11 protein-coding genes are annotated in these 12,207 nt (G+C 42.5%); 4 read left to right on the top strand and 7 right to left on the bottom strand.

Annotated features, from left to right (window positions below; all coding sequences use genetic code 11):
* Positions 1–33 precede the first annotated feature (33 nt).
* Both UYC_RS38090 and UYC_RS0123740 read left to right on the top strand, forming a co-directional pair.
* On the top strand, positions 34–189 hold the full coding sequence (locus UYC_RS38090) for a hypothetical protein (RefSeq protein WP_157171272.1): 156 nt from the start codon (positions 34–36) through the stop codon (positions 187–189).
* A gap of 300 nt (positions 190–489) precedes the next feature.
* The gene (locus UYC_RS0123740; RefSeq protein WP_235082950.1) at positions 490–840 is read left to right on the top strand and encodes a hypothetical protein; all 351 of its coding nucleotides are present in this window, start codon (positions 490–492) and stop codon (positions 838–840) included.
* A 116-nt stretch (positions 841–956) separates the two neighbouring features.
* On the opposite strand, the gene UYC_RS0123735 is transcribed toward UYC_RS0123740, so the two are convergent.
* Entirely contained in the window at positions 957–2,255 is a 1,299-nt protein-coding gene (locus UYC_RS0123735) for a cation:proton antiporter (RefSeq protein ID WP_016874808.1), read from the bottom strand.
* A gap of 119 nt (positions 2,256–2,374) precedes the next feature.
* Between UYC_RS0123735 and UYC_RS0123730 the strand changes: the two genes are divergently transcribed.
* Complete coding sequence (locus UYC_RS0123730; RefSeq protein ID WP_016874809.1) at positions 2,375–3,484, top strand: glycosyltransferase; 1,110 nt, start codon at positions 2,375–2,377, stop codon at positions 3,482–3,484.
* A gap of 10 nt (positions 3,485–3,494) precedes the next feature.
* Here the strand turns inward: UYC_RS0123730 and UYC_RS0123725 are convergent, their stop codons facing one another.
* From UYC_RS0123725 to UYC_RS0123705, 6 genes are all read right to left on the bottom strand, one after another.
* On the bottom strand, positions 3,495–3,743 hold the full coding sequence (locus UYC_RS0123725; protein ID WP_026087470.1) for a hypothetical protein: 249 nt from the start codon (positions 3,741–3,743) through the stop codon (positions 3,495–3,497).
* Positions 3,730–3,924, bottom strand: a complete 195-nt coding sequence (locus UYC_RS0123720) for a hypothetical protein (protein ID WP_016874811.1) — start codon at positions 3,922–3,924, stop codon at positions 3,730–3,732. Before UYC_RS0123720 ends, UYC_RS0123725 begins: the two co-directional genes overlap by 14 nt.
* 112 nt (positions 3,925–4,036) lie before the next feature.
* Positions 4,037–6,655 (bottom strand): hybrid sensor histidine kinase/response regulator, encoded by a 2,619-nt coding sequence (locus UYC_RS0123715; RefSeq protein ID WP_016874812.1) that lies wholly within the window; start codon positions 6,653–6,655, stop codon positions 4,037–4,039.
* Positions 6,656–6,878: 223 nt separating this feature from the next.
* Positions 6,879–7,130: a hypothetical protein gene (locus tag UYC_RS38085; RefSeq protein ID WP_127011418.1), complete on the bottom strand. Its 252-nt coding sequence runs from the start codon at positions 7,128–7,130 to the stop codon at positions 6,879–6,881.
* Between the two features lie 116 nt (positions 7,131–7,246).
* Positions 7,247–8,716: an aldehyde dehydrogenase family protein gene (locus UYC_RS0123710; protein ID WP_016874813.1), complete on the bottom strand. Its 1,470-nt coding sequence runs from the start codon at positions 8,714–8,716 to the stop codon at positions 7,247–7,249.
* 205 nt (positions 8,717–8,921) lie between these two features.
* Positions 8,922–10,916: a zinc metalloprotease HtpX gene (locus tag UYC_RS0123705; RefSeq protein WP_016874814.1), complete on the bottom strand. Its 1,995-nt coding sequence runs from the start codon at positions 10,914–10,916 to the stop codon at positions 8,922–8,924.
* A gap of 430 nt (positions 10,917–11,346) precedes the next feature.
* Between UYC_RS0123705 and UYC_RS0123700 the strand changes: the two genes are divergently transcribed.
* Positions 11,347–11,781 carry a QcrA and Rieske domain-containing protein gene (locus UYC_RS0123700; protein WP_016874815.1) on the top strand — a complete coding sequence of 145 codons (435 nt, stop codon included), beginning with the start codon at positions 11,347–11,349 and terminating at the stop codon, positions 11,779–11,781.
* Positions 11,782–12,207: the final 426 nt, after the last annotated feature.

Raw genomic sequence — 12,207 nt, 5'->3', positions numbered from 1 at the left:
AAGTTGGAAGTCTGTATTTGGAGGTTATTCGTTTTGACTTACTTACTGTCCTCGACAAGTCTGATTTCCTTAAGTGTTAATACAGTGGTTAATCTAATTATTAGTGATTATTATTACTATATCACGTCTGTGATTGTGAGTGTGGCTAATCGCAAATTAGTCACTGTTGCTGATAGTTGGGAAGCGTAGGTTCACCCCTTGTGGGTGTTCTCCTGCAAAATGGGCATCTATAAAAAGATGCCCTTATTTCTTTATTTGCTAAGTTTAGGTGCCCTGTAGCTCAATATCGCTCCTTCAGGAAATTTATCTGTTTAGGCAGGCAATTGCTCTCTAGTTTTGGGAGCGATCGCACAATTTCAAGAATTTAATATCGTACTTAATGTATCCTCTGATAGAAGGAATAACTGTAGCTGAAAAAGTAGGATGCGTCTGAGGGTTGCAATTAGCATTGTTAGCTATCTCTACTCCAGTCAGCAAGGAGAAATTTCTATGCAACGAATTCTCATCACATCCGGAAAAGCATTAATCCAGAGCGTCATTATTTTATTTTTAATGCTTTGCTTTAGCATATTAGCTTTGTTGTTTAGCATTCAGCAGCAAAGTTTTGCAGTGACATCTCAAGTAAATCAATTAACACCAGAAGAAAAGATAGAACGCGCTTACGGTTATAGTGAAGCTGCTGGCATTCGAGAAGAAGACAGACAACAGGCTTATGAACAAGCAGTTAAAGATTCTAAAAACCCACAAAAGGCGTATGAGAAGGCTTCTAGTGAAGACAATCTTCAACCAAATTTAATTGAAAAAGCAGGGGAATTGGTTGATAAAGTAACAGGGAAGTAAGTCATTTGTAGACGCATTTGTAGTCAGAAAACCGGGTTTATATACAAACGTAAACTTTACGTAAACTTTGCAAAACCCGGTTGCTGTGTAACTCTTATTAATGCAATTGCGCAAAATTACTCAAATTCACTAATTGTCGCAGGTGGATGAGCATCTCTGCGTTCGGCAATATAACGTTCATACCAATTCATTAATGGAGTGGAGCTAATACCGTGAACAATTACAGAAACAACAACTGTGGTGTAAGTAATCCAAGAAATTTCTTCGGCAATTTTGCCATCTAAACCTTTACCAAAGGCATAGGCAAGATAATATAAAGAGCCTACACCACGAATCCCAAACCAACCAAACAATCCACGGGTAAATGGATGCAAATAACGACGGCGGGAAGATGGGGAACGTTTACCAATTGTACTTAACCAAGCTCCCACAGGTCGAATAATAATAAACAAAAACACTATCACTAATAAAGATTGGAAGGCATAAGTAAACATGGGCTGAAATAATAATATTGAACCCAATAGTAAAATTGTCCCTATTTCTAGTAGCTTTTCCATGCGCTCTATAAATTCCAATTTTGCCAAGGTATGATCTGGATTTTTGTAACTTCTCTGCACAACTAACCCAGCTACAAATACCGCAAGAAATCCATAGCCATTTACCATTTCTGTAAGTGAGTAAGTTAATAAGATTGTACTAATGGCTATAAAATCTTCCATTAATTCATCAGGGCGACGACGTTTTTGAATTTTTCTTTCAATCCATACTACTGTTTTAGCTACAATAATTCCCATGCCAATGCCAGCAACAATAGCCCAAGTTAAATCAATACTTACCCAATCTTTCAACCAGTTATTCCAGTTATTATCTTTTAAAGCATAAAGCCCAAAATAAACGAAGGGAAACGCTAAAGCATCGTTTAATCCACCTTCTGAAGTTAAACCAAAACGCAACTCATCTTCATCATTTATATCAGTTAGTTGAACTTCTGAAGCTAATACTGGATCTGTAGGAGCAAGAATCGCTCCCAATAAAATTGCCTCTCCCCAATTCATGCCTAACAATAATTTGCCTACAACAGCTATACCAAAAATGGAAAATGGCATCAAAAATACTATTAGCCGCGTTGTAATGCTCCAAGAACGCCAACCCAGAGGGCGAACAATTTTTAAGCCGCAACTAAAAACAGAAATTATTACTACAAATTCTGTCAAACGTTCTAGTACTTCAGCATTGAATACTCCAGCACGGCGTAATTGAATGAGTCCAAAACCATAAGGGCCTAAAATAATGCCAACTACTAGATAGATAATGGCAAAAGAAAGGGGTAAACGCGAAATCCAACCCGATCCTAATGTCACAAATAATAACAGCAAACCAAGAACAAATAAGTCAATAATATAAATGTCTACCATAAGAATTTATGAGCCTAAAAAATGGCATTGCATTGAAAGTTTACTGACGATCGCTTGAGGGTCAAATTTACCTTCAGATAGATTTGTGGAAGTTATTTTCTATTCACTTTTGACTAGTTATGCACGTGGTAGCCTACACTGACTCTGCTGGGATTGGCGGCGCAGAAATTAGCCTTACACACTTAGTCACAAATATGGCGAGTGAGATTGATGTGACGGTAGTTGGTACTTGCCAATTGGTAGTAGATGCGATCGCACACCAGAGAACCCAGGCAAAGCGAGTGGTATTACCTGCAACAGGAATTAGGACAGTATTGGCACATCTTCAGGTGCTGCATCGCTTGCATCCAGATGTAGTACACATCAACACTTGCACTCCTTGGGAATGTGCGATCGCCACCTTTGCAGCCCTAACTTTACCTTATGCCCGTATCGTGCGAGTGGATCAACTACCATTACGCACCACCGATGCCCTCAAGCTGTGGCGCACGAGGATGCTATCATTACGAGTAGATGCTCATGTCGCGGTTGGCGAAGCAAGTGCTAGGCGAATGGAAGACTTTTACGCTCTTGGTAGAGGTACGGTGCTTTCTATTCCCAATTGCGTACCAGACACAGAAAACCTCGCTCCCCTAACCCCGGTGTTTGCAAACAAAGAGCAGGAAATAGTTATTGCTAGTGTTGGTAGACTTGATGCAATGAAAGGGCATGATGTACTCATCCGAGCAGTAGCACAACTAGAAGGAGTACGAGTGGTAATTTTGGGTGAAGGTGATGAACGTAGGGCGTTGGAACAATTAGCAACTGAATTAGGAGTAAGCGATCGCCTCTCTCTTCTTGGCTGGGTAGACAATCCCCGTGCATATTTACCACAATTTGACATCTTTGCAATGCCCTCTCGCTCCGAGGGTTTTCCTCTAGCAATTGTAGAAGCAATGCTTGCAGGGCTTCCTGTGGTTGCTACTCGCGTCGGTAGTGTGGCGGAAGCAGTAACAGATGGTGAAACAGGTTTCTTGGTAAATAAGGATGATGTTGACGGGCTTGCTGCTGCACTGCGGAGATTGCGAGACGATCCACAATTGCGCTTACGCCTTGGGCAACGCGCTCAACAGGTGGCAAAGTGTAACTTTACAGTCGAACAGATGGTGAAGCGATACGAGAGTTTGTGGCGAAAGTTGGTAGCGAAACCCCAGCATTCAAGGTTGTGGGTGCCGCAGCCGAAGGAGTAAACAGGAGTTTTTATTTGGTGGTGTTGATGCGATCGCGCCAACTGCCATGTTGATTGAGATAATTGGCAATAGCATCTGAATCATAAACTTGACGTGCTAAAGTCAGATACTCTTGTCTCTCCTCAGGAGTCATCCACTCACTACCATTTGTCGAGCGATGCGGATCGCCTCCAGCTTCTAAGTATCTCTGTCGTGATATTTTAGCTAGTTCTCTCATCCGACGCACTTGCTGTTGTTTTAGATGATTAGTTCTCGTCATAGTCTTGAACCCACTCTGTAGGATAAATTTCACCACTCTGGATGATGACTGCTGAGGGCAAAATAGCGCTTGACGTTTCTATATACCAGTTTCCTGTATCTCTATCATAAAGTTGATATTCAAGAAAACCTAGAGATTCCAAGGCATTGATAATTAAATATTGTTCGTTGCTCGGTTCCACTATTTATTAAATTTTATATAAGCCAAAGATTATTTTACAGGTAAAATATTTACTCAGATTTAAAGATTTAAATTATCCATTTCAATTAAAGCGATCGCATCATAAAAAACTATTAATTAATAGTATTATGTAAGATTTGCAATAATTGCTGAATTGTGTATGGTTTTGATAAAAATGTTGTCGAGCCGCATACTTGGCAAAACTGCTTGCTTTCTGAAAGTCCGCTAGCAGGGATAACTTTAACAAGTGGATTGATTTTTTGCAAAGTACGAATAGTAGTTAAACCATCCATAATCGGCATCATCATATCCATCAACACTACACTAATTGCGCCTCGATTTTGAGCGTACAATTCTATCGCCTCAATTCCGTTACTAGCAGTGAGTACCCTATAGTTATATTTCAAGAGCGTTGTTTTAGTAATCTCTAAAATTTCCGCTTCATCATCTACCACTAAAATTAATTCACCATTGCCTGCAAGTAATTCCAAATCTTCAGTTGGTTGTACTGGTTTTTGCAGCACTGCTTTTAAAAAAACCTGAAATTGCGTTCCTTTGCCAACAGCGCTAGAAACATTAATAAAACCACCATAACTTTTAATAATTCCAAGCACAGTTGAAAGACCCAATCCTGTACCTTGTCCAACTTCTTTAGTTGTAAAAAAAGGCTCAAAAATTCTATCCAGTATTTCTGGAGACATACCAATGCCAGTATCCTGAATATTAATAATAATATGTGGCCCAACAGAAGCATCAATATTCATTTGGGCATAGGTTTCATCAACATAGAAATTTTCAGCCTTAATACTCAAAAGGCCTCCATTTGGCATAGCATCACGAGCATTAATTACCAGATTTATTAACATCTGATGAAGTTGTGTAGCATTTCCAAAAATAGTCCAAAGATTTGGTTCAATCTCTGCTTTAAATTCGATGTTTTTGGGGAAAGTTTGTTGAGCAAACTGTTTAATTTCTAATATTAAATGTTGAATTTGTAAAATCGTGCGCTTACCTTCAACGCCACGAGCAAAAGATAACACTTGCTTAACTAAGGCTGCACCACGCTGAGTGTTGTTCGTCAATGTTTGCAGTAGTGGTTGATGTCGCTCATCAGATATTTTCATCTGCAAAAGTTGAGCAGACATTAGCATTGGAGTCAGGATATTATTGAGGTCGTGAGCAATGCCACTTGCGAGAGTACCTAAGCTATCCAACCTTTGAGTGCGAAGAAACTGGGCTTCAAGCTGTTTTTTTTGCGTAATATTAGTATTAACAGTAAGAATAGATTTTGGAGTGCCTTGTTGATCGCGCACAAGCGTCCAATGGCTGGCAACGATTATTTCTTTGCCATCTTTGTCTAGTTGATATAATTCTCCATACCATTCACCTACAAGGTGAACTTGCTCTAGAGCTTCTTTCAATTGCAGTGATGTTTGCTTGTACAATAGCTGATTAGCATTTTTGCCCAAAGTTTCTTGTGCTTTCCAACCATAAATTCGCTCTGCACTTTTGTTCCAGAATAAAATTTTGGTTTCCAAATCTTGAACAATAATTGCATCTGTAGCAACATCAAGCAAAGCAGCTTGTTCGTGGATTTTTTCATCTGCCTGCTTGCGCTTAGTAATATCACTAGCTGCACCTAAAACTTGCACTGGCAAACCGTCTGCATTTTTTACAAATACAGTTTCTCGACTATTTAACCAACGCCACCCACCATGAGCGTGTTTCATTCGGTATTCTATTTCAATAACTTCACCCTCTTTGAGGCTGAGAAACTCTTTGAAGTGTTCCGTAACTCTTGGCATATCATCCGGGTGAATAAGACTTTGTAATACAGTTTCTCTCATTGATTGAATTTGATGTGAAGTGTAGCCAAGAATCTCCCAGATTTGGCGATTTATATAAATATTGCGCTGTTCTACTAAATCATAAACATAGATAATATCTGGCGTGGTTTCCAAAATTCTGTGAAGAAAATGCTGCTTTTGTTGCAGAACTGTTTCTATCTGTTGGCGTTCAGTGAGTTCGGTTTGTAATTGCAGCAAGAGTGTAGATTGCTGAATAGCGATCGCCACTTGATCGGCGACAGCCAAGGTTAATTCCACCTCCTCTGGTTGCCAAGAAGATGATTGCTTGTTTCTGACTAAGCCGAGACTACCCCAAACCGAAGAATTAAAGTGCAATGGTACCAGCAACCACGCCCCAGGATAAGTTTGGGCATAGCCGCGATTAATTTCATCTGCACAAGAGCTAGAGTCTTCTATTTGAACAACTTCCAAACGCTTAAGTCGGGCAGCAATCTCGTTGCCAACATCAGGAATTTCTAGCCCCAAAGCACTTGGCAATTCGGGGGTTTGGCAATAATCCATCACATTTAACCACAGTTGTCGTTTGGGTAGATACTGCACAATCTGAGCTCGTTCCGCTTCTAAAAGCCGAGCAATCTCACGCACTGCTGTAGAAAAAATAGTTTCTAAGTCTAGAGAATTGCGGATACTTTGAATTACCTGCTTGAGAGCCTGCTCTTTTTGAAGGAGAGCTAGAGTTTTTTCATACAGTTGACTTTGTTGTTGAGTGGTATTTGTAAATTGTTGCTCCCGTTGGATTTTCTGTTGCAGTGCCGATGCGATCGCCTGCTGCTGAACAAATAAATTTTGTAGCTTAGAAAAGTTTTGACGCAAAGCAGCTAATTCTCTAATCAGCTGCTTTTTAGTCTTTTTCTCATTTTTCATCATCTTGAACTTTTAGAAAAAGCTTACTTGTAAGCAGCACAAAGACGATCATCCTAGTTATACTCAGATGATTCTCTAACTTATCCTACAGCTAATCGTAATTTTGGATAGCAATACCTTCAAAAAGAATGCGTCGCAGCCTCAAAGACTCAAACTTTCCGAAGCTCTATCTAAGCAATTTTTGTAGGGTGGGCACTGCCTAACTTTCCTCAAACCCTTTACTTTATGGACAGTGCTCCGAAGTTCCCTGGGCGTGGGAAACCCTTTCGGCAGTTGCTACAACGCTCTTAACCCGACGCCAGGTGCTACAACGGGGGGAACCCTCCGAAGTTCTGATTGCCATGCAGGTGCGGCGGGGGCAGAGCCGACGCTGTGGTTGCACAGCAACCACAGCTATCCCCGCTCGCACCATCGGCGGAAGCCGCCGCTCAGACTTCTCTCCGCAACGCACTGGCTCCGCAACGCACTGCCTCACTGCAGGACTTCTCTCCACCTTACTGTTAATGAGAATGGTGAGTCAGTCTGGTGGGCGGCTTCTTATAGAGTACCCGTAGGGTGCAAAATCTCGGTTACTATTAACTACCAACTCAATCACAATTTAATTGTGACAGTCTTGACTTCTGTATATTGCTGCAAGCCATACTCGCCCAATTCACGACCTATTCCCGATTGCTTGAATCCACCAAAGGGTGCAGCAGCATCAAATACATCGAAGCAATTTACCCAGACAGTGCCGGCGCGAACGTTGTTAGCGATCGCGTGTGCCTTGGTAATATCCTTTGTCCATACACCTGCGGCAAGACCGTACATGGTAGAATTTGCCCGTTGAATCACCTCGTCAACGTCTTTGAACTTAATGATGCTCATCACGGGGCCGAAAATTTCCTCTTGGGCAATCTTCATGTCGTCGCGAACATCGGTAAATACAGTTGGTTCAATAAAGAAACCTTTATCGCCAACTCGGTTGCCACCACATAACATTTGGGCACCTTCGCGCATTCCTACCTCGATGTAGCCCATCACCTTGTCGAACTGATCTTTATCTACCTGCGGCCCTTGTTCGGTTTTAGGATCGAAAGGATCACCGACAACGCGGTTTTTGGCACGTTCTACACTCTTAGCGACGAACTCGTCATAACATCTTTCTTCGACGAATAGCCGTGAACCAGCAACACAGCACTGTCCTTGGTTGAAGAACAGAGCATCATGGGCACCTTCAATGGCTTTGTCCAGATCGGCATCGGCAAAGACGATATTGGGACTCTTACCACCGAGTTCGAGAGTCACGCGCTTGAGGTTGCTCTTGGCGGCGGCTTCCATAATTAAATGCCCAACCTCGGTAGAACCGGTAAATGCAACTTTGTCAATATCCATGTGGCGGGCGATCGCAGCTCCAGCAGTCGGCCCATAACCGGAAAGAATATTAACTACACCGGGAGGAAATCCAGCCTCAATAATCAACTCGCCAATCCGCAGTGCTGATAATGGCGTCTGTTCGGCTGTTTTCATCACTACTGTATTGCCTGTTGCCAGTGCTGGTGATAATTTCCAGGCTTGCATCAGTAGCGGGAAGTTCCAAGGAATAATTTGACCGACTACACCCACTGGCTCATGGCGCGTATAGCAGAAGTACGGGCCATTAATAGGAATTGTCTTGCCGTGCACCTTGTCAGCCCAACCTGCAAAGTAGCGGTAGCAAGCAATAACTAGCTCGATATCGCCACGAGAATCATGCAGTGGTTTCCCGTTATCTAGGGTTTCCAACCGTGCTAATTCATCGAGATTGTGCTCAATTAAATCCGCCAGTTTGTAGAGCAACTCACCCCGACGACTAGCCGACATCTGACGCCATTCGCCACGATTGAAAGCTTGACGAGCCGCTGCGACTGCTTTATCTACATCTGCGGCATCTGCTTCGGCTACGTCGCAAATTACTTCGCCTGTTGCAGGGTTAATCGTTTCAAACCTTTTACCGCTGACACTTTCCACCCATTCATTATTGATCAGCAGCTTTGTGGGACCGATTTTTACCTGTTGTTCTGGTCTACTTGCTGTAACCATCAGGCCCTCCTTAAGCTATAAAAGATTCGCTTAAATCTATATAATTATGTTTCTTCCTATACAGCTATTTGTGGTTTTTTTCATATAATTTTAGAATCGATTTACATAAGTTTTTAATAAAATCTCATTAACACTTTCGCCTAAATAAAAATGGAGGCAGTTATCAACCACCTCCTTAGACATTAAATCCGAAATACTTTAGTAGCTATCTGCCTAAAAACATAGTCATGAAAAGTCCCAGGGTAATTAATCCACCACCCAGGATAAATGACCAGAAGCGATGATAGCTGTTGACAATAGTGCCATTTTGACTTTGGAGTTGGATCAAATCCATCCAAGGGGCAACGCCTCGTCGGAACCAACCTACAGCCCCAACCTGTTCACCAATCAAGCTTTGCACTCGTTTCATGCCAAACAGAAAATTGCCTAAAGGGCCAAAGCGTGAGGCGTAATGCAGATAAAGCATTCCACTGCGATCTTGGATTTTGAGATCGGAACCAAATTTGTAACCTGCATCACCACGACCAATAAGTTGACCTTCCAATTTAGCAGGTTGTCCGCGCAACGGACTAGCATAGGGATCTGACATCAAGGTGAGAATGTCAGTTGCTGGTGCTTGCTTGTAGTCGGGAAACATCACCAAGGCTTTGATCAGAATTCCTAAACCTACACCAATTAATGGTGCGCCGATCGCGAAACCAGGATTTTGAGAACTCGACCACAAAATCGTGCCCATGACTAAGCCAGCGAAGAAACCAATCGTTTCGGCACCGTAAAGCACAACATCTAAAAAGAAATTACCATAAAGCTTACTCTTATTCAGATTTTTGCCTTCGCCAATCACTCGCCCCATATCAAACTCACTCGGTAAGCCCAGCTGTTCGGCATAGGTGCTGAGGGCGCGGACACGTTTTCCAGTTAGGGGATGAGTAGAATTTAATTCCATCCACCAGCCCCACGGGTTAAACATATCCCACAAAAAGACGCGACCAATTTTTTGTGTATCAGAGGCGATGCGGTAAGCGGTTCCTGTAGAAGCAGCAGCTTTTGGATCGTAGATACCCAAAGCGCGAGTGCCTTCAATCAAACGGCTAGGTTCTTGTGCCCGCGAACCTTCTTCTAAAATTCCGTAGGCAATCTTCACTAAGGCGCGGGATAGTCCATTGGGATTGCCTGTAGTTTCTGCGGCAAAGTGATCGGCAAAGTATTCTCTAGTGCGGGAGAGATACAACACCAAGTAAGTACCAACGATATAAAAAATGTAGGCGACTAAGGCAGCAGTTTGCATTGCATCTTTGATTTTGCTGTCGCCACCGCCACGCCCTAACCTTCTGGCTGTGCTGTAAACTAAGTAGCAAATTTGTACTAAGGTGGCAGCTACTGTCATGACTGCAAAGTCCCAATGGACGATATGCCCTAATTCATGGGCGTAGACGGTAGCAACTTCATCATCATCTAAATAAGTGAAAAGTCCCTGACTGACTACTAACCGGGCACTATTTGGCAATGAACCATAAGTGAAAGCTGTAGGGTTTTGGTCGTTAATGATTCCCAAACGGGGTGTTTTTAATTTTTTCTGCTGACAAACTTGTCGAATAACTTTTGCTGTCTCTGGACTTAGATTTTCAACTTCTGTCAAATCCACCCAGCGAGTTTGGTAAAGCCAGCTTTGGGTTAAGTCCATCAGGAATGGAGACAGAAAAAAGGCTGCAACATTGAAAATTAAGGTGATACTAATGGCGATCGCTAACCCACTAAGTGGATCTTGACTACCAAAAATAAATACTAAGCTCAAACCTAAAACTAATACCATGCCAAACAACAAGGACATGGTGACACCAGAAGCCAATGCCAAACTTCCACCTACACCCCCCATTGCTAATTTCACGCCAGTAGTGGCTGCACGACTGGCTTTTTGGATCGCACTAGATTGGGTTGCTGGAGGTTGACGAAAGGATTGATAGGCTTGTTCTGCCCAACTGCGAACCTCTGAGTTTTCGCTCATCATTAACTTTTGACACAGAATCTTGGCTTTTTCGGTTTCGCCAGTGCCTTGATAGGCTTTCATCAGCCACATCTGTGCGGAAAGATAGTCTGGGGAATTGCGATCGCCACTATTGCGGCAGAACTGCTCCAACAATTCAACGGCTTGTTGATAGTTTCCTTTTTTGAAGGCATCTAATCCAGATTGCAATGACATAAAATCTCCTTTGCGAAGGAGTGGTATTTAATCCATCAATACTCAATACATACAAGATTCGTCATCGCAATTTCGGACAGGTACCGCTGTATAAAATATAACTTTAAATTATAAAGCTTTTGAGCAGCGATAAAATCTCTTTGGACTTTAAGGCTTTCTAATACTAATGTTGAGTCTCAGCACAAAATGTTTATATTTATGTATTTTTAAGTAGAAAGAATAAGTTGTTTTAGCACGCTCCGATTTAGCGATCGCTGGCTAGCAGATTCCCGACTTCTTGAAGAAGTCGGGAATCTAAGCAATTTACAACTATCACAAATGGAACAGAGGGAATTTACTGGGAGAGTTATGTTAAATTGATACAGAAGCGGGGGAAACTCCCCATCATAAAGTAACTACGCCAAAAGTAAAATCTATTTCAAGGCAGCTTATGAATCGTCGTGAATTTATCAGTTGGGTAGGTGTGGGGAGTGCAGCTAGTTCTCTACCTGGAATGATTACTGCCTGTTCACAAACTAATTCTCAGCAATCTACAACTCCTGTCCGTGCTGATGGTTTTCAAGAAGTTGGCACAGTAGCAGAGTTAGACAAAAACGGTCAAATTCTGAATGAAAAATTAGCTGCTGGTAAGGTATTGGTAATCCGAGATCCAAAAGACACCAGTAAATTGGCTGCCTTAAATCCTACTTGCACTCACAGGGGTTGTACGGTGTCATGGAACCAAGACCAAAGCTCTTTTGTTTGTCCTTGTCATGGTTCTAAGTTTAACAGTGATGGCAAAGTTGTAAATGGCCCGGCGGATAAACCTCTACCGACTTACACAGCAAAGTTAGAAGGTGATACGGTTTTGGTGAAAGCAGGCTAGTAAGATGGCAGAGGGCACAGAGAACTCAGAGCGCCCTCCGGGTTCACAGTTCCCTGGGCGTGGGAAACCCGCCTTCAGGACTGATTCACCGTCGCACGGCGTTAGCGTAAAGCCCTGCAGACATGGCTGCGCTTACCGCGCAGCGTGTCGCTTTGCGACTTAGCTCCTCCAAAGGAGGCTCTGAAGTTCGGTGGGGCAGTAGGCACAAGGAAATTTCTCGTTACTAGGTTCAACCTGGTAACGAGGGTTTGTGGGCTGCCACCTTCCATTGGGAGGAAATTGATACAATTTATACAATCTTTATTTAAATGCTATAAGCTGTGCAATCTTTCTGGGAAATCTATAACCAGAACCAAAGGATTGAGCAGAACCTATGAAACTAAATATCCTATTTGGGGGATTAGCAATACTTGCTGTAGTAGCGCG

Origin of the sequence: Chlorogloeopsis fritschii PCC 6912 (assembly GCF_000317285.1) — a bacterium.
GTDB classification, from domain to species: domain Bacteria; phylum Cyanobacteriota; class Cyanobacteriia; order Cyanobacteriales; family Nostocaceae; genus Chlorogloeopsis; species Chlorogloeopsis fritschii.
Note: the sequence above shows the minus strand (reverse complement) of the source record. Positions and strands in the feature narration are given on the sequence as shown.